The sequence below is a fragment of the Allobosea sp. GW821-FHT10B12 genome (assembly GCF_059415545.1).
Map to the genome: position 1 here is coordinate 480,576 of NZ_JBWKNL010000001.1, position 20,118 is coordinate 500,693.

The 20,118-nt window shown below is 67.2% G+C and carries 23 protein-coding genes and 2 riboswitches; of the genes, 7 read left to right on the forward strand and 16 right to left on the reverse strand.

Features of this window, described 5'->3' with window-relative positions:
* Nucleotides 1–2: 2 nt before the first annotated feature.
* The 11 genes from AC07O0_RS02300 to coxB form a co-directional block, all read right to left on the reverse strand.
* Nucleotides 3–614, reverse strand: coding sequence for a GNAT family N-acetyltransferase (locus AC07O0_RS02300; protein WP_494619681.1), 612 nt, complete (start codon nt 612–614; stop codon nt 3–5).
* A gap of 5 nt (nt 615–619) precedes the next feature.
* Nucleotides 620–1,972: a M16 family metallopeptidase gene (locus tag AC07O0_RS02305; protein ID WP_494619682.1), complete on the reverse strand. Its 1,353-nt coding sequence runs from the start codon at nt 1,970–1,972 to the stop codon at nt 620–622.
* Complete coding sequence (gene thrC, locus AC07O0_RS02310; RefSeq protein ID WP_494619684.1) at nt 1,969–3,384, reverse strand: threonine synthase; 1,416 nt, start codon at nt 3,382–3,384, stop codon at nt 1,969–1,971. Before thrC ends, AC07O0_RS02305 begins: the two co-directional genes overlap by 4 nt.
* A gap of 113 nt (nt 3,385–3,497) precedes the next feature.
* The gene (locus AC07O0_RS02315) at nt 3,498–4,265 is read right to left on the reverse strand and encodes an SURF1 family protein (protein ID WP_494619685.1); all 768 of its coding nucleotides are present in this window, start codon (nt 4,263–4,265) and stop codon (nt 3,498–3,500) included.
* The gene (locus AC07O0_RS02320) at nt 4,262–4,636 is read right to left on the reverse strand and encodes a DUF983 domain-containing protein (protein ID WP_494619686.1); all 375 of its coding nucleotides are present in this window, start codon (nt 4,634–4,636) and stop codon (nt 4,262–4,264) included. Before AC07O0_RS02320 ends, AC07O0_RS02315 begins: the two co-directional genes overlap by 4 nt.
* 77 nt (nt 4,637–4,713) lie before the next feature.
* Complete coding sequence (locus AC07O0_RS02325; protein WP_494619688.1) at nt 4,714–5,577, reverse strand: cytochrome c oxidase subunit 3; 864 nt, start codon at nt 5,575–5,577, stop codon at nt 4,714–4,716.
* Between the two features lie 49 nt (nt 5,578–5,626).
* Nucleotides 5,627–6,205, reverse strand: coding sequence for a cytochrome c oxidase assembly protein (locus AC07O0_RS02330; RefSeq protein WP_494619690.1), 579 nt, complete (start codon nt 6,203–6,205; stop codon nt 5,627–5,629).
* Between the two features lie 4 nt (nt 6,206–6,209).
* Nucleotides 6,210–6,386, reverse strand: a complete 177-nt coding sequence (locus AC07O0_RS02335) for a cytochrome c oxidase system small membrane protein (RefSeq protein WP_494619692.1) — start codon at nt 6,384–6,386, stop codon at nt 6,210–6,212.
* Nucleotides 6,383–7,339 (reverse strand): heme o synthase, encoded by a 957-nt coding sequence (locus AC07O0_RS02340; protein ID WP_494619693.1) that lies wholly within the window; start codon nt 7,337–7,339, stop codon nt 6,383–6,385. Before AC07O0_RS02340 ends, AC07O0_RS02335 begins: the two co-directional genes overlap by 4 nt.
* 132 nt (nt 7,340–7,471) lie before the next feature.
* Nucleotides 7,472–9,106, reverse strand: coding sequence for a cytochrome c oxidase subunit I (gene ctaD / locus AC07O0_RS02345; RefSeq protein ID WP_494619695.1), 1,635 nt, complete (start codon nt 9,104–9,106; stop codon nt 7,472–7,474).
* Nucleotides 9,107–9,162: 56 nt separating this feature from the next.
* Nucleotides 9,163–10,044 (reverse strand): cytochrome c oxidase subunit II, encoded by an 882-nt coding sequence (coxB, locus tag AC07O0_RS02350; protein WP_494619696.1) that lies wholly within the window; start codon nt 10,042–10,044, stop codon nt 9,163–9,165.
* A gap of 373 nt (nt 10,045–10,417) precedes the next feature.
* Between coxB and AC07O0_RS02355 the strand changes: the two genes are divergently transcribed.
* The 6 genes from AC07O0_RS02355 to gcvPB all read left to right on the forward strand — a co-directional run bounded on the left by AC07O0_RS02355 (nt 10,418) and on the right by gcvPB (nt 16,443).
* Entirely contained in the window at nt 10,418–10,927 is a 510-nt protein-coding gene (locus AC07O0_RS02355) for an invasion associated locus B family protein (protein ID WP_454026393.1), read from the forward strand.
* Nucleotides 10,924–11,541, forward strand: a complete 618-nt coding sequence (locus tag AC07O0_RS02360) for a hypothetical protein (protein ID WP_494619698.1) — start codon at nt 10,924–10,926, stop codon at nt 11,539–11,541. Before AC07O0_RS02355 ends, AC07O0_RS02360 begins: the two co-directional genes overlap by 4 nt.
* Before the next feature lie 75 nt (nt 11,542–11,616).
* Nucleotides 11,617–11,716: riboswitch (glycine riboswitch) on the forward strand.
* 4 nt (nt 11,717–11,720) lie between these two features.
* A riboswitch (glycine riboswitch) is annotated at nt 11,721–11,819 on the forward strand.
* 57 nt (nt 11,820–11,876) lie between these two features.
* A complete protein-coding gene (gcvT, locus tag AC07O0_RS02365; RefSeq protein WP_494619699.1) occupies nt 11,877–13,025 on the forward strand; it encodes a glycine cleavage system aminomethyltransferase GcvT in 1,149 nt (382 codons plus the stop codon).
* A 26-nt stretch (nt 13,026–13,051) separates the two neighbouring features.
* Entirely contained in the window at nt 13,052–13,426 is a 375-nt protein-coding gene (gene gcvH / locus AC07O0_RS02370; RefSeq protein WP_494619700.1) for a glycine cleavage system protein GcvH, read from the forward strand.
* A 102-nt stretch (nt 13,427–13,528) separates the two neighbouring features.
* Nucleotides 13,529–14,869, forward strand: coding sequence for an aminomethyl-transferring glycine dehydrogenase subunit GcvPA (gene gcvPA / locus AC07O0_RS02375; RefSeq protein ID WP_494619702.1), 1,341 nt, complete (start codon nt 13,529–13,531; stop codon nt 14,867–14,869).
* Nucleotides 14,869–16,443, forward strand: a complete 1,575-nt coding sequence (gcvPB, locus tag AC07O0_RS02380; protein WP_494619704.1) for an aminomethyl-transferring glycine dehydrogenase subunit GcvPB — start codon at nt 14,869–14,871, stop codon at nt 16,441–16,443. The genes gcvPA and gcvPB overlap by 1 nt, the downstream gene beginning before the upstream one ends.
* A gap of 6 nt (nt 16,444–16,449) precedes the next feature.
* Here the strand turns inward: gcvPB and AC07O0_RS02385 are convergent, their stop codons facing one another.
* Together AC07O0_RS02385 and AC07O0_RS02390 are read right to left on the reverse strand one after the other, a co-directional pair.
* Nucleotides 16,450–16,878: a type II toxin-antitoxin system VapC family toxin gene (locus AC07O0_RS02385; protein WP_494619706.1), complete on the reverse strand. Its 429-nt coding sequence runs from the start codon at nt 16,876–16,878 to the stop codon at nt 16,450–16,452.
* The gene (locus AC07O0_RS02390) at nt 16,875–17,138 is read right to left on the reverse strand and encodes a type II toxin-antitoxin system Phd/YefM family antitoxin (RefSeq protein WP_494619708.1); all 264 of its coding nucleotides are present in this window, start codon (nt 17,136–17,138) and stop codon (nt 16,875–16,877) included. The genes AC07O0_RS02385 and AC07O0_RS02390 overlap by 4 nt, the downstream gene beginning before the upstream one ends.
* Before the next feature lie 167 nt (nt 17,139–17,305).
* On the opposite strand from AC07O0_RS02390, the gene AC07O0_RS02395 reads away from it, so the two are divergent.
* Nucleotides 17,306–18,616: a L,D-transpeptidase family protein gene (locus tag AC07O0_RS02395; protein WP_494619710.1), complete on the forward strand. Its 1,311-nt coding sequence runs from the start codon at nt 17,306–17,308 to the stop codon at nt 18,614–18,616.
* Between the two features lie 93 nt (nt 18,617–18,709).
* Here AC07O0_RS02395 and AC07O0_RS02400 read toward each other — a convergent pair whose 3' ends face one another.
* From AC07O0_RS02400 to AC07O0_RS02410, 3 genes are all read right to left on the reverse strand, one after another.
* On the reverse strand, nt 18,710–19,192 hold the full coding sequence (locus AC07O0_RS02400; protein WP_494620644.1) for a F0F1 ATP synthase subunit B family protein: 483 nt from the start codon (nt 19,190–19,192) through the stop codon (nt 18,710–18,712).
* A 13-nt stretch (nt 19,193–19,205) separates the two neighbouring features.
* Nucleotides 19,206–19,760: a F0F1 ATP synthase subunit B gene (locus AC07O0_RS02405; RefSeq protein ID WP_494619712.1), complete on the reverse strand. Its 555-nt coding sequence runs from the start codon at nt 19,758–19,760 to the stop codon at nt 19,206–19,208.
* A gap of 124 nt (nt 19,761–19,884) precedes the next feature.
* The gene (locus AC07O0_RS02410; protein WP_091831801.1) at nt 19,885–20,112 is read right to left on the reverse strand and encodes a F0F1 ATP synthase subunit C; all 228 of its coding nucleotides are present in this window, start codon (nt 20,110–20,112) and stop codon (nt 19,885–19,887) included.
* Nucleotides 20,113–20,118: the final 6 nt, after the last annotated feature.

The window sequence follows — 20,118 nt, forward strand, 5'->3', positions numbered from 1 at the left end:
GTTCACAGCTTGCGATCAGTTTCGGAGCGACGGCGCAGCTCGGAGGCGAGCATGCCATAGAGCAGGTGATCGGCCCAGGCGCCGTTGATGCGCAGATAGCCGCGTGCCTCACCCTCGCGCTTGAAGCCGACGCGCTCCAGCAGTCGGCGCGATGGCTCGTTGTGCGGCAGGCAGGCGGCCTCGACCCTGTGCAAGGCGAGCTCGGAGAAGGCGAAGTCGAGCGCGCCGTGCACCGCTTCCGTCATGTGACCCTTGCCGGCATGGCGCTGGCCCATCCAGTAGCCGAGCGTGCAGGCCTGGGCGACGCCGCGCCGGACGAGGCCGAGGGTAAGCCCGCCGAGCAAGGTTTCCGAGCGGGAATCGAGGATGAACAGCGAATAGGCCTCGTCGGTCGCGATCTCGCGGGCGGCGCGTTTCACCCGCAGGCGGAAGGAGGCGCGGGTCAGGTCGTCTTCGGTCCAGACAGGCTCCCATGGGGTCAGGAAGTCGCGGCTCTCCATCCGCAGGCTCGCCCAGGCCGAGTAGTCGCCGGCGAGCGGGGCGCGCAGGATCAGGTTCTGCGTCCTGATCAGCGGCCGCGTCGGCGGGTCGGTGGCGAAGCGGAAGAGGGCCATGGCCGTCAGGCTGCCCGCGCCAGCATGGCGCGCAGGGCCGCCACGGGAGCGAGGCCGGCCAGCGGGCCGACCGCGGCGACCGTGACCACGCCGTCGAGCAGGCCCTGGCCGGCCGCGCGCACATCGGCGAGGCTGACGGCATCGAGCCGGCGCGCCAGCTCCTCGCGCGGGATTGCCCGACCGAAGACCAATACCTGCCGCGCCATCTGCTCGAGCTTGCCGCCGGGGCTTTCCAGCGAGGCCAGGAGCCCGACCTTCATCTGGGCCCGGGCCCGGGCGACCTCGGCCTCGCTGACGTCGCAGGTCGCTTGGGCGAGGCAATCGAGCGCGACCTCGACCAGCTCGCCGACATCCTCCGGCGCGGTGCCGGCGCTGATGCCGAAGACGCCGCAATCGGAGAAGGGCCAGTGGAAGGCATCGATCGCATAGGCGAGGCCGCGGCGCTCGCGCACCTCCTGGAACAGGCGCGACGACAGGCCACCGCCGAGCACGGCCGAGAAGATCTGCAGCGGATAGTGCGCGCCATTGGTGAACGGCTTGCCGGGGAAGCCGAGCACGATGTGCACCTGCTCCTCGTCGCCGTCGATGCGGGCTTCGCCGCCCTGGTAGGTCGCTTGCGTGCGCGCCTCGGGCGTGTTCGCGGGCCGTGACGGCAGGCCGGCGAGCGCCTTCTCCGCCAGTGCGACAAGCTCGTCATGGTCGACGGCGCCCGCGGCCGCCAGCACCATGTTGCCGGCGTGGTAGTGCCTGTCGAGATAGGCGCGGATGGCGTCGGGTGTGAAGCTGTTGACCGTCTCGGCCGTGCCGAGGATCGGCCGGCCGAGCGGCTGCTCCGGGAAGGCAGCCTGCAGGAAGCGGTCATAGACCAGATCGTCCGGCGTATCCTGGACGGCGCCGATCTCCTGCAGGATCACGCCCTTCTCGCGCGCCAGCTCCTCCTCGCTGAGGGCGGGCGCGGTCAGGATGTCGGAGAGGATGTCGACCGCCAGCGGCAGGTCCTGGCCGAGCACGCGGGCGGTGTAGCAGGTGTATTCGACCGATGTCGCGGCGTTGAGGTCGCCGCCGACGCTTTCGATCTCCTCGGCGATCTCAAGTGCCGTGCGCCGGGCCGTGCCCTTGAACGCCATGTGCTCGAGCAGATGGGCGAGCCCGTGTTCGTGCGGTAGCTCGTCGCGGGCGCCGGCGCCGATCCAGATGCCGAGCGAGACGGTCGAGGCATGGGCCATGCGCTCGGAGACGATGCGCAGGCCGGACGGCAGCGTCGTCAGGCTGACGGCGGGATCGTGACCGGCTGCATCGCCTGGTTTCACGGCTTGGGGCTTCTCCGTCTTGGCCTTGAGCGTCTTCGCCACCGTCATGCCGCGGCACTCCGGACTGCCCGGGCTCGCTCGGCGACGAAGCGCTCCAGCTTGCTTTGGTCGTTCGGCAACAGCGACGAGCGTTCCTTGCGCTCCATCAGGTCGGCGAGGTGCGCGGGCAGTGCGGGCGTGACGCCGCTCGCAGCCGCGACCGCAGCCGGGAACTTGGCGGGGTGGGCGGTGCCGAGCGCGACCACCGGCGTCGAAGGGTCGGTCGCGAGCAGCTTGCGGGCAGCAGCGACGCCGATCGCACTATGCGGATCGAGCAGATAGCCGGCCTCGCGCCAGACCGTGCCGATCTCGCTGGCGATCGAAGCCTCGTCCTGCGAAACCGCGTCGAAATCGGCGCGGATGCGGGCGAGCGGCTCCGCGGCGATCTCGAAGCGGCCGGACTGCGCCAGCGACTGCATCAGCCGGCGCACGGCGGCGCCGTCGCGACCATGCGCCTCGAACAGCAGCCGCTCGAAATTCGAGGAGATCTGGATGTCCATCGAGGGCGAGGTCGTCGCCGCGACGCCGCGCATCTCGTAGACGCCGGTCTCCAGCGTGCGGGCGAGAATGTCGTTGCTGTTGGTGCCGACCATCAGGCGGCCGATCGGCAGCCCCATCTGCTTGGCGATCCAGCCGGCGAGGATGTCGCCGAAATTGCCGGTCGGCACTGCGAAGGACACCGGCCGGTGCGGCGAGCCGAGCGCGACCGCGGCGGTGAAGTAGTAGACGACCTGCGCCGCGATCCTTGCCCAGTTGATCGAGTTGACGCCGGAGAGCCGGAGCTCGTCGCGGAAGGCGTGGTGGTTGAACAGCGCCTTCACCAGGTTCTGGCAGTCATCGAAGGTGCCTTCGATCGCGATGGCATGGACATTGTCGGCTTCGACCGTGGTCATCTGCCGGCGCTGCACGTCGGAGACGCGGCCATGCGGGTAGAGGATGAAGACGTCGACGCGCTCCAGCCCCTTGAAGGCGTCGATCGCGGCGCCGCCGGTGTCGCCCGAGGTCGCGCCGACAATGGTGGCGCGCTCGCCGCGCTGCGCCAGCACATGGTCCATCAGCCGCCCGAGCAGCTGCATCGCCACGTCCTTGAAGGCGAGCGTCGGGCCGTGGAAGAGCTCGAGCGAGAACAGGTTGTCGCCGAGTTGGACGAGCGGACAGACCGCCGGATGGCGGAAGCTGCGATAGGCTTCGCCGATCATGGCTTTCAGCGCGTCGGTCGCGATGTCGCCATCGGCGAGCGCCCCGACGACGCGCTCGGCTACGTCAGCATAGGGCTTGCCGGCAAAACCGGCGATCTCCTGCGGACTGAGCCGCGGCAGGGCTTGCGGCAGATAGAGCCCACCGTCACGGGCGAGTCCGGCGAGCAGCGCGTCGGCGAAGGAGAGCGACGGCGCTTCGCCACGGGTCGAAATATGCAGCACGGTTCATGATCTCGGATGTCGTGCTGATCCTATAGGCCTGTTGGCAAAAGAGGGCAAAGTCCGGCTGCGCAACGCGGCCAATCACCGACGACGGCATGGTTGGTTTCGGGCTTCTACTCAGCCTCGGCCGGCTTCCTGCGCGCCTGCCAGGCATAGGCAGCGAACACGCCGATCAGTGTCAACGCCAGCCCCCACCAGGTCAGCGCGTATTGCAGATGGTTGTCCGGGATGCGGGCGATCAGTTCTTTGGCGTCGACGCCGGCCGGAGGAGTGAGCCCGTCGCCCTGGCGCTCGGCCTCCAGATAGAACGGCGCGGCCCTCCCGATGCCCAGTGCTGCCGCTATGCCCGCTGGGTCGCGCGTGTAGAACTCGCGCTGCTGCGGCAGGTCGGCCGGGGTGAAGCTGTTGCGGGCCTCGGGCGCGCGCAGGAAGCCCGTGACCGTGGCTTGGCCAGAGGCGGGCGCGATCGTCGCAAAGCGGCTTTCCGGGACGAAGCCGCGGTTGACCAGAATCGTCGCGCCGTCTTCGAGCCGAAAACCCTGGAAGACCCAGCGGCCGAAGCCGGAGAGCTGGCGCGAGCCCGGCGGGCCGGCGGCGATGGTGGTGCGCACGCCGGCGATGCCATCGAGATAGCTGCCCTTGGCGACGGCCCTGGTGAGGTCGACAGCCGCGAGGTCGAGCCGCGGCCAGTCGCTCGCCGGCGGCAGTGGGGCAGCGGAGCCTGCGGCCTGTGTCTCCAGCCGCGTGATGAAGGCGCGCTTCTCGTCCATGCGCTGCCATTGCCAGGCGCCGAGGTAGAAGAGCACGCTGACGCCGATGACGGTCAGCAGGGCCGGCAGCATCAGCTTTGGCCGGCTCGCGGAAGCAATCTGTTCGCTCACTTCTTCAGCCTGCCCTCTTCGGCCTTGTTGGCGTACTGCAAGGCGACTGCGAGTCCCTTCATCGGCCGCAGCAATCCGAGGCAGGTAACGAGCGCCAGCGGCAGCCAGAGCAGGAGATGCAGCCAGATCGGCGGCGTGTAGGCGATCTCGACATAGAGCGCGAGGCCGAGCACGAAGAAGCCGGCGATCAGCATGATGAACACCGCCGGCCCATCTGCCGAATCGGCGAAGGCGAAATCGAGTCCGCAGGCGGCGCAGCGCGGCTTCAGCTTGAGATAGCCGTCGAACAGCTTGCCTTCGCCGCAGCGCGGGCAGCGGCCGGAGAGGCCCGTCGAGAAGGGTGAAGGCGGAGTGATCTGCGGCTGCGTCATGGCGGCCTCCTGCAAACGGAAAGGGCGGCCTTGCGGCCGCCCCTTTTGAAGGTTCGCGGCCGCTTCCGGCCCAGGACCTAGTGTGCCGCTGCCGGCACGCCGCCGGCGCCCCAAACATAGATCGAGGCGAACAGGAACAGCCAGACCACGTCGACGAAGTGCCAGTACCAGGCGGCGAACTCGAAGCCGAGATGCTGGTCGGGCTTGAAGTGGCCGAGATAGACGCGCCACAGGCAGATCGCCAGGAAGATCGTGCCGATGATGACGTGGAAACCGTGGAAGCCGGTCGCCATGAAGAAGGTTGCGCCGTAGATGTTGCCTTTGAAGGCGAAGGCGGCGTGCGAGTACTCGTAGGCCTGGCACATCGTGAACAGGACGCCGAGGATCACGGTCAGCCACAGGGCCTGCTTCAGGCCCTTCCGGTCGCCCTGGATCAGGGCGTAGTGCGCCCAGGTCACGGTCGTGCCGGAGGTCAAAAGGATCAGCGTGTTGAGCAGCGGCAGGTGCCAGGGATCGAAGGTCTCGATGCCCTTCGGCGGCCAGTGACCGCCGGTGAATTCGGCGCGGGCGTACTGGATGTGCTCGCCGGTGAACAGGCTGGCGTCGAAATAGGCCCAGAACCAGGCGACGAAGAACATCACCTCGGAGGCGATGAACATCATCATGCCGTAGCGGTGGTGCAGCTGGACCACGCGGGTGTGGTGGCCTTCCTGCTCCGCCTCGCGGGTCACGTCCATCCACCAGGCGAGCATGGTGTAGAGCACGCCGAGCAGGCCGACGCCGAAGACCAGCGGGCCGATGCTCATGCCGAGCAGCGGCAGCGATTTCATCCACATCACGGCGCCGATCGCCATGATGGTCGCGCTGCCCGCGCCGACGATCGGCCACGGGCTCGGATCGACGAGGTGGTAGTCGTGGTTCTTGGTGTGAGCCCCGGCCATCGTGCTTAACTCTCCGCGTCCGTAGAAGTGCAGCGCTTCCAGCGCAGCTTTATAGTTTCGGTTGGTTGCCGTCACCCTTGGTTTCCGCCACCGGCTGCCCGTTCTTCGACGGGAAATAGGTGTAGGACAGGGTGATCGATTTCAGGCTGGCGAGCTCGCGGTTCAACTCGATCTCGGGATCGATGTAGAACACCACCGGCGCTTCCAGGGTCTCGCCCGGCTGCAGCGTTGTCTCGGTGAAGCAGAAGCACTGGATCTTGACGAAATAGGCGCCCGACTGGTTCGGCTGGACATTGTAGGTCGCGATCCCGGTCATCGGCCGCGAGGACGTGTTGGTGATCTTGTAGAACACCGTCTGCGTCACGCCGACCTGCGCTCTGATCTCCGTCTTCTCCGCCTCGAAGCGCCAGCCCAGCGCCGGCGCGACATTGGCGTCGAACGCCACCTGGACGATCCGGTCGCTGGTCTTGCCGGTCGCGGCGGTGCCGACCATCGGCGTGCCGGCGAAGCCGGTGACCTTGCAGAACAGGTTGTAGAGCGGCACCGCGGCGAAGGAGAGCCCGGTCATGGCGAGCACGGCGGCGCTGCAGGCGAGGACGGTGCGGCGGTTTCTCGAAGCGGCGGTCATCGCGTCACAGCGGCCGGTTGAGGATCGCCGGCCCGGTCTTGGCCAGCGTCACGATGAAGAAGAACAGCACCAGGCCGCCGAGCACGAGCGCGAGCGCGATCGAGCGGCGATTGCGCCGCGCCATGTCCTCTGGCGAGAACGGCGCCGGCGGCTGCTTCTTGTCCTGCGGGTCCTGGCTCATCCCAGCACCTTGGGCAGGGCCCACATCAGGCCGAGGCCGTTCTCGGCCAGCAGCACCGCGAAGAGCAGGAAGAGATAGAGGATCGAGAAGCCGAACAGGGCATAGGCCGCCTTGTTGGCCGCCTCGCCTTGAGTGACGCGCAGCACGCGCAGCGACAGCCCGATCATGGCGAGCCCGGTGACCACCGAGACAATCAGGTAGATCAGGCCGCCGAAGCCCATCAGCGCCGGCAGCACCGCGACCGGGGCGAGCACCAGCGTATAGGCGACGATCTGGCGGCGCGTCGCGGCCGGGCCGGCGACGTTGGGCAGCATCGGGATGCCGGCGCGGGCGTAGTCATCCGACTTCACCAGAGCGAGCGCCCAGAAATGCGGCGGCGTCCACAGGAAGATGATGGCGAACAGCACGATCGAGGTCAGGCCGAAATCGCCGGTGACCACCGCCTCGCCGATCATCGGGGGGAAGGCGCCGGCGGCGCCGCCGATGACGATGTTCTGCGGCGTCGCCCGCTTCAGCCACATCGAATAGATGACGGCGTAGAAGAAGATCGTGAAGGCCAGCATCGCCGCCGAGAGCAGGTTGGCGACGAGGCCGAGCACCAGCACCGAGCCGACCGAGAGCGTCAACCCGAAGGCGAGCGCCTCTGAGGGCAGGATGCGGCCGGCTGGAATCGGCCGGCCGGCGGTGCGCGCCATCACCGCGTCGATGTCGGCATCCCACCACATGTTAAGGCAGCCCGAGGCGCCGGCGCCGACCGCGATCGCCAGCAGGGCGGCAAGGCCGATCACCGGATTGACTGTGCCCGGCGCCGCGACCATGCCGCCGAGCGCCGTCACCACGACGAGGAACATCACCCGCGGCTTGAGCAGCGCGAAGAAGTCGCGCGCCTCGCCGGTGGAACTCAGCGAGACTCCGTCGTCAGCCTGGGGGATCTGATCGAAGGCAGCAGACATCGAAATTCGTTCGCTTCAACTTTCATGATGCCCGAGGGCATCGTTTGCGGGATCCGCCCGTCTCCGGAGCGCCTCGGATCAGGCGCTCGGGGGAGGGGCGGCGGCGGGCCCTTGGGCCCGCCGCCGGTTTGATCAGTGGTCCGAGCCGGTGATGCGCGGCAGCGTCTCGAACTGGTGGAAGGGCGGCGGCGAGGGCAGGGTCCACTCCAGCGTGGTCGCGCCTTCGCCCCAGGGGTTGTTGCCGGCGAGCTCCTTCTTGGTGAAGGCGACGACGATGCCGTAGAGCCAGATCAGGAGGCCCGCCGCGAAGATGTAGGAGCCGATCGACGACCAGAAATGCCAGCCGGCGAACGCGTCGGGATAGTCGACATAGTGCCGCGGCATGCCGGACAGCCCGAGGAAGTGCTGCGGGAAGAACAGCAGGTTCGCACCGATGAAGGCGACCCAGAAGTGCAGGCGGCCGATCCAGTCCGGGATGATGTAGCCGCTCATCTTCGGGAACCAGTAGTAGAAGCCAGCGAAGATGCCGAACACCGCGCCGAGCGAGAGCACGTAGTGGAAGTGCGCCACGACGTAGTAGGTCGCGTGCAGCGAGCGGTCGAGGCCGGCATTGGCCAGCACGACGCCGGTGACGCCGCCGACGGTGAACAGGAAGATGAAGCCGATCGCCCAGACCATCGGCGCGGTGAAGCGGAGCGAGCCGCCCCACATCGTCGCGATCCAGGAAAAGATCTTCACGCCCGTCGGCACCGCGATCACCATCGTCGCGAAGACGAAGTAGCGCTGCGTGTTGAGCGACAGGCCGACCGTGTACATGTGGTGGGCCCAGACGATGAAGCCGACCACGCCGATCGCGACCATGGCGTAGGCCATGCCGAGATAGCCGAAGATCGGCTTCTTCGAGAAGGTCGAGATGATGTGGCTGACGATGCCGAAGGCCGGCAGGATCATGATGTAGACTTCGGGGTGGCCGAAGAACCAGAACAGGTGCTGGTAGAGCACCGGGTCGCCGCCGCCGGCCGGATCATAGAAGGTCGTGCCGAAATTGCGGTCGGTCAGCAGCATGGTGATCGCGCCCGCGAGGACCGGGAGCGCCAGCAGCAGCAGGAAGGCGGTGACCAGCACGCCCCAGGCGAACAGCGGCATCTTATGCATGGTCATGCCAGGCGCGCGCATGTTCAGGATGGTGGTGATGAAGTTGATCGCGCCCAGGATCGAGGCCGCGCCGGCAAGGTGCAGCGACAGGATGCCGAAGTCGACCGACGGGCCGGGGTGGCCTGTCGACGAGAATGGCGGATAGACCGTCCAGCCTGTGCCGACGCCCTTGGCGCCAGGAGCGCCCTCGACGAACATCGAGATCAGCAGCAGGATCAGCGCCGCCACCGTCAGCCAGAACGAGATGTTGTTCATGCGCGGGAAGGCCATGTCCGGCGCGCCGATCATCAGCGGCACGAACCAGTTGCCGAAGCCGCCGATGACGGCGGGCATGACCATGAAGAAGATCATGATCAGGCCGTGACCGGTGACGAAGACGTTGTAGCTCTGGCCGTTGGCGAAGATCTGCAGGCCCGGCTGCTGCAGCTCGATGCGCATCATGATCGACAGGAAGCCGCCGATCAGGCCCGCGACGATCGAGAAGATCAGATAGAGCGTGCCGATGTCCTTGTGGTTGGTCGACAGCAGCCAGCGGCGCCAACCCGTCGGGGTGTGGTGCTCGTGGGCGTGGGCGTCATCATGCCCGTGGGCGTGGGGAGCCGCGGTAGCCATTGAATTCGTCTCCTCCTGCGAATGCCGTTCGCGTGAGTTCTTTCAAGATGTCGGGTTCAGCGGGTCGCGTCGGCGACCTTGCTGGCGGCGTCGGCCGCATTGGCGAATTTCTGCTTCGCTTCCGCGAGCCAGGCCGTGTAGCGCTCCTGGCTGACGACGCGGATGGCGATCGGCATGAAGGCGTGGTTCTGGCCGCAGATGAACGAGCACTGGCCGTAGAAGATGCCTTCGCGGTCGGCCTTGAACCAGGTCTCGTTCAGGCGGCCGGGGATGGCGTCGATCTTCAGGCCGAAGGCCGGCAGCGCGAACTTGTGGATGACGTCGGCGCCGGTGACCTGCACGCGCACGATCTTGCCGACCGGCACGACCGCCTCGTTGTCGACGGCGAGCAGGCGCGGGGCCTCGGATTCGGCGATCTTCTTGGACTGGATCGCCTCGGCCCGCTGCTTCTCGTCGAGCATCAGCGAATCGAAGCCGAAGCTGCCGCCGTCCTGCGGGTACTCATAGGACCAGTACCACTGCTTGCCGGTGACCTTCACGGTCATGTCGGCTTGCGGAATCTCCAGCTGCAGCTTGAGCAGGCGGAAGGAGGGGATCGCGATCACGACCAGGATCAGGACCGGGATGATCGTCCAGGCCACTTCGAGCAGCGCGTGGTGCGTCGTCTTCGAGGGAACCGGGTTCGCCTTCTCGTTGAAGCGCCAGGCGACATAGACCAGCAGCCCCAGCACGAAGAGCGTGATGATGAAGATGAGGACGTTCACCCAGTCGTGGAACCAGTGGATGAAGGTCATCACTTCGGAATTGGCCGGCTGGAGATTGATCTCCCACGGCAGCGGCATGCCGTTCTGGGCCGATGCGACGGCCGGCGAAAACGCTACCAGAGCCGCAGCGAAGGCTGCCAGCGCGTTCCTGAGAGGAGTGGTCACAAATCGCATCGGTCCGACATAGCTCCTTTGATGCCGCACGATCTGCCTTCGTCAGCTCAAGACAGGCGCGCGCCGGGACGGCCACGTCTGGCCACCCCGGTTCTTCGGCATTGCGATAAATCAAAGATCACGCTTGCGCCAGTGGGGCAATGACAGGCTGTGACGCAGCCCGTGCGGCATAAGTACGCGACAAGTGCATGGGTGCCGGGCAGCCGATCGACGCTGTCCTCCGCGAGTCTGCGGTGAGTTCACCGCGCAAGCGCATGTGATCCTTCGCCTTGACAGGAATCGGGACGCATGGTCGGAACGCAATCTCGTATGGCGGGGGCGCCGTTCGGCGTGGGTATGCGCGCATCCCTACGTCTGGAAGAGGAGGACAGGGATGCGCTCAATCATCGGTCCCGTGGCCGCGGCGCTCGTCGTCCTCGGCTGCGGCTGGCTTTCCGTCGCACCGGCTCAGGCCCAGGGCGCGGTGCGCTCCACCCATGGTGATTGGCAGATGCGCTGCGAGACACCGCCGGGCGCCAAGGCCGAGCAATGCGCGCTCGTGCAGAACGTCGCGGCCGAGGATCGCCCGAATCTGACGTTGCTCGTCATCGTGCTGAAGACGGCCGACCAGAAGAGCCGCCTGCTGCGCGTCGTCGCCCCGCTCGGCGTGTTGCTGCCCTCCGGCCTCGGCCTCAAGATCGACGACAAGGATATCGGCCGCGCTGGCTTCGTGCGCTGCCTGACCACCGGCTGCGTCGCCGAGGTGGTGATGGACGATACCCTGCTCGGCCAGCTCAAGGGCGGTAAGAGCGCCACATTCATCGTGTTTCAGACGCCCGAGGAAGGGGTCGGAATCCCGGTTTCGCTCAACGGATTCGGTCCCGGTGTGGAGGCTTTGCCGTGATTGATCGCTTCGCTGGCCGCGTCGGCCGGTTCGCTCTGCCTGCTGCTCTGGCGCTCGCGCTCGCCGGCTGCGGTTCTTCCGGTTCATCCAGCACCGGCGAGCCGAGCTCCGCGCAGAAGCTCGGCAATATCCTGATGTTCCAGTCGACCACGCCGCCGCCAGTCGACCAACTGCCGACCGATGATGACACCAACTTCATCTGCCCGCAGGTGATCATCTCCGATGGCGGTGCCGCGATCCGCGCCCAGTCGGGGCCGGACAGCGGCAGCCTGCGCAGCCAGGTCTCGATCACCACGGTCGCGCGCGAATGCACGCCTGTGGGGAAAGACGGTGCCTTCACCCTCAAGGTCGGCGTCGAAGGCCGTATCCTGATCGGCCCGGCCGGCGGCCCGGGGAGCTATGGCGCGACGCTGTTCACCCAGGTGACGCGCAACAACCAGGTCATCGCGCGCCGCAGCTCCCGCGTCGGTGGCGCCATCCCCGGCGGCCAGACCGGCGCCGATTTCTCGCATGTCGAGAGCAATATCAGCGTTCCGGCGGGCTCCGGCGAAATCGAGATCATCGTCGGCCTGAGTCCCGGCGGCGCGGAGCCGGCGCGGCGCCGGCGCAGATAAGCGGCACGCTGCCGTGAACTGAGGCAGGGGGCCGATTGACTCGGCCTCCCGCTCGTCTATTGCTGGCTCAGCCGCATCATCCCCGCGGGAGAGACCGGAGCCGGACCTGTCCGGAGCCGGCGCCGAAGGCGCAACCGCCCCGGAAACGCTCAGGCAAACGGACCGCGTGGGAATTGGCGCTCTGGAAAGCGGCGGGCTTTTGAAGCTCGCCCACCGACGGGGGTAACCTGCCTCAGGCTTCGGCCGGGCGGGGAAATCTCTCAGGTCCCGAGACAGAGGGGGCGCGCTCCGGACGAATCCGTCCGGGGCTCGCGCTCGACTCTGGAAGGGATGCCATGGCTGCCGAAGCCGAAACTGCAAGCACCGAGCCGCTGCTCAAGACGCCGCTGCACGCCCGCCATGTCACGCTGGGCGCGCGCATGGTGCCGTTCGCCGGCTATGACATGCCAGTGCAGTACCCGGCCGGCATCATGGCCGAACACAACTGGACGCGCGAAAGCGCCGGCCTGTTCGACGTCTCGCATATGGGCCAGGCCTTCCTCGTCGGCCCCGACCACGAGACCACGGCGCGCGCGCTCGAAGCGCTGATCCCGGCCGACATCGTCAACCTGCCGCCGGGCAAGCAGCGCTATTCGCAGCTGCTGAACGAGGAGGGCGGCATCCTCGACGACCTGATGGTGACGCGCTCGGCCGATCCGGACGAGGACGGCGCGCTGCTGCTCGTCGTCAACGCCGCCTGCAAGACCGAGGACTATGCCCATATCGAGGCGCGGCTGCCGGCCAATGTGAAACTGGTCAAGGCCGAGCATCGCGGCCTGATCGCCCTGCAGGGGCCGAAGGCGGAGGAGGCGCTGGCGGCGCTCAATCCCGAAGCGGCCGAGATGGGTTTCATGACCTTGCGCACGCTGAAGCTCGGTGGCGTCAAGGCCAATGTCAGCCGCTCCGGCTATACCGGCGAGGACGGCTACGAGATCTCCGCCGCGGCCGACCGGATCGGCGAGATCTGGGATGCGCTCCTGCTCGACGCACGCGTCAAGCCGATCGGCCTCGGCGCCCGCGATTCGCTGCGTCTCGAGGCGGGCCTCTGCCTTTATGGCCATGACATCGACACCACGACCTCCCCCGTCGAGGCGGCGCTCAACTGGTCGATCCAGAAGCGCCGGCGCGAGGAGGGCGGCTTCCCGGGCGCAGCCCGCATCCAGCGCGAATTCGCCGAGAAGCCGGCTCGCATCCGCGTCGGCCTGCTGCCGGAAGGCCGCGCTCCAGCCCGGGAGGGCGCGGAGATCGCCACCGCCGACGGCACCATCGTCGGCAAGGTCACCTCGGGCGGCTTCGGCCCGACCCTGAACGGCCCCTGCGCCATGGGCTATGTCGCCAGGGAGCATTCGGCTCCCGGCACCAAGCTCGACCTGATCGTTCGCGGCAAGCCGCTGCCGGCGACCATCGCCGCGATGCCTTTCGTCCCCAACCGCTACAAGCGCTGAACCCACCTGTTTCGTCGGAGGAAACCATGGCCGAGACCCGCTACACCAAGGACCACGAATACATCCGCATCGAGGGCGACACCGGCACGGTCGGCATCACCGACTACGCCCAGGGCCAGCTCGGCGACGTCGTCTTCGTCGAGCTGCCGACGATCGGCAAGGCGCTGAGCAAGGGCGGCGAAGCCGCCGTCGTCGAGAGCGTCAAGGCGGCCTCCGAGGTCTATGCGCCGGTCTCCGGCGAGGTCGTCGCCGTCAACAGCGAGCTCGAAGCCGCGCCCGGCACGGTCAACGAGGATCCGGCCGGCAAGGGCTGGTTCGTCAAGATCAAGCTGGCGAACGCCGGCGAGCTCGACGGCCTGCTGAGCGAGGCCGAGTACCAGGACTACGTCAAGACGCTCTGACGCCATCGCTCTGGTCCGGAGACCCAAATCTCCGGACCAGAGGGCACTGGTTGAAGAGATGCTCGGGTCAGGCCCGGGCATGACGCCATTCAAGGAAACTCCATGCGCTATCTCCCCCTGACCGAGACCGACCGCGAGGACATGCTCGCGCGCATCGGCGTCGCCGATGTCGATGCACTCTTCTCCGATGTGCCCAACGGCAAGCTGCTGAAAGAGCCGCTCGACCTGCCGCGCGCCAAGGGCGAGCTCGAGGTCGAGCGTATCCTCGGCAGGATGTCGGCGAAGAACACCGCGGCCGGCGCGGTGCCGTTCTTCGTCGGGGCGGGGGCCTACAAGCACCATGTTCCGGCGACCGTCGATCATCTGATCCAGCGCTCGGAGTTCCTGACCAGCTACACCCCGTACCAGCCCGAGATCGCCCAGGGCACGCTGCAGTATCTCTTCGAGTTCCAGACCCAGGTCGCGGCGCTGACCGGCATGGAGGTCGCCAACGCCTCGATGTATGACGGCTCGACCGGCACGGCTGAGGCGGTGCTGATGGCGCACCGCGTCACCCGCCGGCGCAAGGCGGTGCTCTCCGGCGGCCTGCACCCGCATTACACCCAGGTCGTCGAGACGCTTTCCGAGATGGCCAACGACGAGGTCGTGGCGTTGAAGCCCGACGTCCGCGCCACCGAGGACATCCTTGCTGCGATCGATGACAGCGTCTCCTGCGTCGTCGTGCAGTCGCCCGACGTCTTCGGAAACTTACGTGACCTCAGGCCGATCGCCGAGAAGGCGCATGCCCATGGCGCGTTGCTGATCGCGGTCTTCACCGAGGTCGTCTCGCTCGGCGCGGTGACACCTCCGGGCGCTCAGGACGCCGACATCGTCGTCGGCGAGGGCCAGTCGATCGGCAATGCCCTGAATTTCGGCGGTCCCTATGTCGGCCTCTTCGCCGCCAAGTCGAAATATGTCCGCCAGATGCCGGGCCGGCTCTGCGGCGAGACGGTCGACGCCGACGGTCGCCGCGGCTTCGTGCTGACGCTCTCGACCCGCGAGCAGCACATCCGCCGCGACAAGGCGACCTCGAACATCTGCACCAATTCCGGCCTCTGCGTGCTGGCCTTCACCATCCATATGACGCTGCTCGGCCAGGCCGGCCTGACCCGGCTCGCCGAGGTCAACCACGCCAATGCGGTGAAACTCGCCGACGCCCTCGCGAGCATGAAGGGTGCCGAGGTGCTGAACGAGAGCTTCTTCAACGAGTTCACGCTGAAGCTGTCGAAGCCGGCTGCCGAGGTGGTCGAGGCGCTCGCCGCCAAGGGCATTCTGGCCGGGGTGCCGGCCTCGCGGCTGCTCCCGGGCTCCGGCCTCGACGATCTCCTGATCGTCGCCAATACCGAAGTGAACACGGATGAAGATCGGGCGGCCTTCGTGGCGGCGCTCGCGGAGGTGCTGTGATGCTGAACCGTCAGGGACGTCCCACCCAGGCCGGTGAGGCCGCCGCCGAGGTCCACGAGACCTTCACCGGCAACCGCGCTCTCCAGCAGATCGAGCCGCTGATCTTCGAGATCGGCCATCACGAGACGACCGGTGTCGATATCGACAAGCCGGCGCCGTTCAAGAGCCGTCTCGGCAAGCATGCCCGCCAGGGCGAGATCGGTCTGCCCGGGCTCTCCGAGCCGGAGGCGATGCGCCATTATGTGCGCCTCAGCCAGAAGAATTACGGCATCGACACCGGGCTCTTCCCGCTCGGTTCCTGCACGATGAAGCACAATGCCCGCCTCAACGAGAAGGTCGCGCGCCTGCCGGGCTTCTCCGACGTGCACCCGCTGCAGCCGGTCTCGACCGTGCCGGGCGCGCTCGACGTCATGCTCGAGCTCGCCCGCTACCTGATGACGCTGACCGGCATGCCGGCGGTGGCGCTGTCGCCGAAGGCCGGCGCCCATGGCGAAGCCTGCGGCATGATGGCGATCAAGGCGGCGATCGCTGCCAAGGGCGAGGGCGCGACCCGCAACGTCGTGCTGGTTCCCGAGTCGGCACATGGCACCAACCCGGCGACCGCCGCGTTGATCGGCTTCTCGGTGAAGGCGGTCCCGGCGCGTCCGGACGGCACCGTCGCCGTCGAGGACGTCAGGGCGCTGCTCGGCCCAGACGTCGCCGCGATCATGCTGACCAACCCGAACACCTGCGGCATCTTCGAGCCTGAGATCGTCGAGATCGCCGCGGCGATGCACGAGGCCGGCGCCTATTTCTACTGCGACGGTGCCAACTTCAACGCCATCGTCGGCAAGGCGCGCCCGGGCGATCTCGGCGTCGATGCCATGCACATCAACCTGCACAAGACCTTCTCGACTCCGCATGGCGGCGGCGGCCCGGGTGCCGGCCCGGTCGTGCTGTCGGAGCGGCTGGCGCCTTTCGCGCCGGTGCCGTTCATCCATGTCGATGGCGGTAAGTCGTGTCTCGTCGAGCACAAGGCCGATGCGCCCGAGGGTAACGATCCGTTCGGCCGCATGACCGCTTTCCACGGCCAGATGGGCATGTATGTCCGCGCGCTCGCCTACATGCTCAGCCATGGCGCCGATGGCATGAAGCAGGCCTCGGAAGACGCGGTGCTGAACGCCAACTACATCCGCGCCGGCCTCGCCGACCTGATGTCGCTGCCCTTCCCGGATCATCCTTCCATGCACGAGGCGCTGTTCGACGACGAGTGGCTCAAGGGCACCGGCGTTTCGACGCTCGACTTCGCCAAGGCGATGATCGACGAGGGCTACCACCCGATGACGGTGTATTTCCCGCTCGTCGTCCATGGCGCCATGCTGATCGAGCCGACCGAGTCCGAATCGAAGGCCTCGCTCGACCTGTTCATCGCGACGCTGCGCGACCTCGCCATCGCGGCCAAGGGCAACGACAAAAGCCGCTTCACCGCCGCTCCGCACCACGCCCCGATCCGCCGCCTCGACGAGACGAGGGCCGCGCGCCAGCCGGTGCTGAAATGGGAAAAGCCTGCGCCGGTGAAGGAAGCGGCGGAGTAAGTGCGCTTACGGCTGCTCGGTCCAGGGGTCGAGCAGCCGTAAGCTGAGGCGGTCGAAGTCGCTGACGTTGCGCGTGACCAGCGTCAAGTCGCGCATCCGGCTCGTCGCTGCGATCAGACCGTCCATCGGTTCGAGATTCGCGCCGTTTTGACGCGACCACGCCATCAGGTCGCCCCAGGCCAACGCGATGTCGTGAGCGACCTCGATGATGCGACCGTCGAAACGCTGTGGCAGGTCGGTGCCTAGCCAGGTTTCCAGAGCGTCGCGCCGCTTCCCGGTTGGCAGCAACGCGACGCCGCAGCGTATCTCCGCAAGGGTGATCACGCTGATGAAGAAATCGTCCTGGGACCTCGCCCGAATGAATTGAGCTACGTTCGGTGACAAATCCCGCTTGGCGAGCTCGGACACAACATTGGTGTCGAGCAGGAAGCTCAAAGGTCGATCTTTCGAAACCCGCCCTTGAAGCGTTCGATCTCGATGCCGCTGTCATAGAGCGGCGAGTCCTGGAAGAACTCGACGAGCGTTCCCTTCGGCGCCGTCTTCTTCTCCCACTCCTCCACCGACACCAGCACCGCCGCCGGCTTGCCGTTGCGCGTTACTGTCTGCGGTCCCTCGGATTTCGCCTTGTCGATCAGCTCCGAGAAGCGCGCCTTGGCGTTGGCCACGGTCCATGTTTCCTTGGGCAGCGCGGTCATGATGGTCTCCGCATAAAATGACTATTATGACCATATAGGTCATATCTGGGATCCAGCAAGGCGGCCGCTGCCCTTTCGTCACCTGAGCCGGCTGCCTTAAGGCTTCCTTGACCATGTGCGAGAGAAGCTTCCGACGGCGTGTATCCTCGCGCCTTGGAAGCTCGGCCATGTATCGCGTTCGCTTTCGCCATGTGCTCACCGCCGCGGTCTCCTTCGCGGCGATGCTCTCGGCCTCCCGCGCCGAGGAGCCGGGCTATGGCCCCAAGACCTATGATCGCACGCTCGAGGCGCTGATCACGCATGAGGACATCGCCGGCCGCGGCGGCTGGCCGAAGATCGCCAATGCCGCAACCGCGCTGAAGCCCGATTCGCAAGGGCCGGACGTCGCCCTGCTGAAGCAGCGCCTGATGCTGAGCGGCGACCTGCCTCCCGATTCGCTGCAGGGCGACGTCTATGACGCGACCGTCGTTGCCGCGGTGAAGCGCTTCCAGCGCCGCCACGGCCTGTCGGATCTCGGCACGGTCGGTCGCCTGACCCTGAAGGCGCTGAACGTGCCGGTCGAGGTCCGCCTCAACCAGCTGACCGCGACGCTGGAGCGGCTCAAGGGCAACGGCTTCAGCTTCACCGATCGCTATGTCGTGGTGAACATTCCTGGCGCCAGTGCCGAGGCGGTGGAGCGTGGCGTCGTCCAGCGCCGCCATCTCGCCGTGGTCGGCAGGCCCGACCGGCCTTCGCCGGTGCTGCAGGCCAGCATCACCTCGGTCAACCTCAATCCCTACTGGACCGTGCCGATGTCGATCGTGAAGGCCGACATCATCCCGAAGATGCGCAAGGAGCCGGACTTCATCGCCAAGTCCAACATGAAGCTGCTCGGTGCCGAGAACCGCGAGATCGACCCGGCCAGCGTCAACTGGGCGAGCCTGAGCAACCCGTACTTCTATGTCCGGCAGGAGCCGGGCCCGACCAACTCGCTCGGCCAGCTCAAGATCGACATGCCGAACGGCGAGGCGGTCTATATGCACGACACGCCGAAGAAGTCGCTGTTCCGCAACGATGTCCGTTTCAACTCCTCCGGTTGCGCCCGCATCGAGGGCGTGCGCGATTTGGCCGCCTGGCTGCTGGAAGGCACCGAATGGACCCAGCCCGCGATCGAGGCCGAGATCGCCAAGGGCGAGCGCAAGAACATCACGCTGAAGAAGGCGGTGCCGGTCGCTTGGGTCTACATGACCGGCTGGCAGGACGCCGAGGGGCTGGTGCAGTTCCGCGACGACATCTACGGGCTCGACACCCCCCATGGCATCGTCACCTCGACGATCCAGCCGCGCCGGCCGAAGCCGAAGCCGGTCGTCGACCCGGCGACGGCGCCAGCGACGGCAAAGTTGCCTCAACCCGTTGTCCGTCCGGTTGTGCCGAAGGCTGCGGCTGCTCCCGTGGCCAAGCCGCTCCCGCCGCCCGGAACGGCGGTGGCCATCCAGTAGGGTCGGGCTTTCGCCGCTTCGATCGATCAAACAAAAACGCCGCGGTCCGAAGACCGCGGCGTTCCTGTTTTTCTTTGGTGAGGCTCGCGCGGCTCAGTTGAGCTTGGCGCGCACGTCTTTGAGACCGGCAGTGATCAGGTCGGCACCGGCCTTGCCGGCGACCTGGCCACGCAGGATGACCTCGGCGGCGCGCGTCGCAGCCTCGGCGGCGGCGGCGCGGACTTCGGCGGTGGCTTGCGTCTCGGCCTGGGCGATCTTGTCCTCGGCCGACTTGGTCCGCCGGGTGACGAACTCAGCCAGCTTCTCCTCGGCGTCCTTGGCGAGGCGCTGGGCCTCGTCCTTGGCGTTGGCGACGATCGCCTCCGCCTCGGCCTCGGCAGCCTTGCGCTTGCTCTCGTACTCGGCGAGCAGCAGCTCGGCCTCGTGACGCAGGCGCCGCGCCTCTGCCAGCTCGCGAGCGACAAGCTCGCCACGGGCGTCGAGCGCGCCGATAAGGCCCTTGAGAGCGCCCATCTTCACCGCCAGGGCGACGAAGATGACGGTCCCGACGAGGACCCAGAAGGTTGGGTTGGCCAACAGCGTCATGTCATCAGCCTCCCAGCGCGGTCTTGACCGCCTTGGCAGCGTCGGCCGGGGCCGGAGCGGTGCCGGTCAGATGGCTGACGATGGCGCCGGCCGCGTCGGCGGCGATCGCGTCGACATGGCTCATCGCTTCGGTCTTGGTGGCGACGATCTTGGCCTCGGCGTCGGCGAGCTTGGCGGCAAGATCGGCCTCGACCGTCTTGCGCCGCGCGGCGCTGTCGGCGCTGACCTTCTCGCGTGTCTCCTGCGCGATCGCCTGCGACTTGGCGCGGGCCTCGGCAAGGGACTTCTCATAGGCCTGGCCGGCCTCTTCGGCCTTGGCCTTCATCGCGGCCGCCTCGTCGAGATCGTTGCCGATCTTGTTGGCGCGGTCCTCGAGAATGCTGCCGAGACGCGGCACGATCACCTTGGCGGAGAGCCAATAGAGGAAACCGAAGGTGATCGCGAGCCAGAGCAGCTGCGAGGCGAAGGTATCGCCCTGGAACGGCGGGAAGCTGCCGCCATGGGCGGGAGCCGCGCCGCCATGGGCGGTCGTTCCGGTGGTCGTGGCTGGCGCTGCCATCACTGAACCTCATCCGGCCGCACGAGCCCAGACGGTTCGCACGGCGATAGGGAAGGGAGGCGGGAGCCCGCCGCATGACACCTCTAGGAGCGTCGCCTGCGGCAGGCTCGGGTAGCGTTCGCGATCAGACCGCGAAGAGCAGCAGCAGCGCGATCAGCAGCGAGAAGATGCCGAGCGCTTCGGTCAGCGCGAAGCCGAGCAGCAGCGTGCCGCGCTGGCCATCGGCGGCCGACGGGTTGCGCAGGGCGCCCGAGAGGAACTGGCCGAAGAGGTTGCCGAGGCCGATGCCCGCGCCGGCCATGCCGAGGCAAGCGAGACCAGCGCCGATGTACTTGGCTGCGACGGGATCCATGGAAAT

Coding starts and splice junctions, on each gene's coding strand:
- ctaD (WP_494619695.1), bottom strand. CDS start 9,106: ATGGCTACCGCGGCTCCCCACGCCCACGGGCATGATGACGCCCACGCC.
- gcvPA (WP_494619702.1), top strand. CDS start 13,529: ATGCGCTATCTCCCCCTGACCGAGACCGACCGCGAGGACATGCTCGCG.
- AC07O0_RS02300 (WP_494619681.1), bottom strand. CDS start 614: ATGGCCCTCTTCCGCTTCGCCACCGACCCGCCGACGCGGCCGCTGATC.
- AC07O0_RS02355 (WP_454026393.1), top strand. CDS start 10,418: ATGCGCTCAATCATCGGTCCCGTGGCCGCGGCGCTCGTCGTCCTCGGC.
- AC07O0_RS02405 (WP_494619712.1), bottom strand. CDS start 19,760: ATGGCAGCGCCAGCCACGACCACCGGAACGACCGCCCATGGCGGCGCG.
- AC07O0_RS02305 (WP_494619682.1), bottom strand. CDS start 1,972: ATGACGGTGGCGAAGACGCTCAAGGCCAAGACGGAGAAGCCCCAAGCC.
- AC07O0_RS02325 (WP_494619688.1), bottom strand. CDS start 5,577: ATGGCCGGGGCTCACACCAAGAACCACGACTACCACCTCGTCGATCCG.
- AC07O0_RS02395 (WP_494619710.1), top strand. CDS start 17,306: ATGTATCGCGTTCGCTTTCGCCATGTGCTCACCGCCGCGGTCTCCTTC.
- AC07O0_RS02335 (WP_494619692.1), bottom strand. CDS start 6,386: ATGAGCCAGGACCCGCAGGACAAGAAGCAGCCGCCGGCGCCGTTCTCG.
- AC07O0_RS02410 (WP_091831801.1), bottom strand. CDS start 20,112: ATGGATCCCGTCGCAGCCAAGTACATCGGCGCTGGTCTCGCTTGCCTC.
- AC07O0_RS02340 (WP_494619693.1), bottom strand. CDS start 7,339: ATGTCTGCTGCCTTCGATCAGATCCCCCAGGCTGACGACGGAGTCTCG.
- AC07O0_RS02320 (WP_494619686.1), bottom strand. CDS start 4,636: ATGACGCAGCCGCAGATCACTCCGCCTTCACCCTTCTCGACGGGCCTC.
- gcvPB (WP_494619704.1), top strand. CDS start 14,869: ATGCTGAACCGTCAGGGACGTCCCACCCAGGCCGGTGAGGCCGCCGCC.
- AC07O0_RS02390 (WP_494619708.1), bottom strand. CDS start 17,138: ATGACCGCGCTGCCCAAGGAAACATGGACCGTGGCCAACGCCAAGGCG.
- coxB (WP_494619696.1), bottom strand. CDS start 10,044: ATGCGATTTGTGACCACTCCTCTCAGGAACGCGCTGGCAGCCTTCGCT.
- gcvT (WP_494619699.1), top strand. CDS start 11,877: ATGGCTGCCGAAGCCGAAACTGCAAGCACCGAGCCGCTGCTCAAGACG.
- gcvH (WP_494619700.1), top strand. CDS start 13,052: ATGGCCGAGACCCGCTACACCAAGGACCACGAATACATCCGCATCGAG.
- AC07O0_RS02330 (WP_494619690.1), bottom strand. CDS start 6,205: ATGACCGCCGCTTCGAGAAACCGCCGCACCGTCCTCGCCTGCAGCGCC.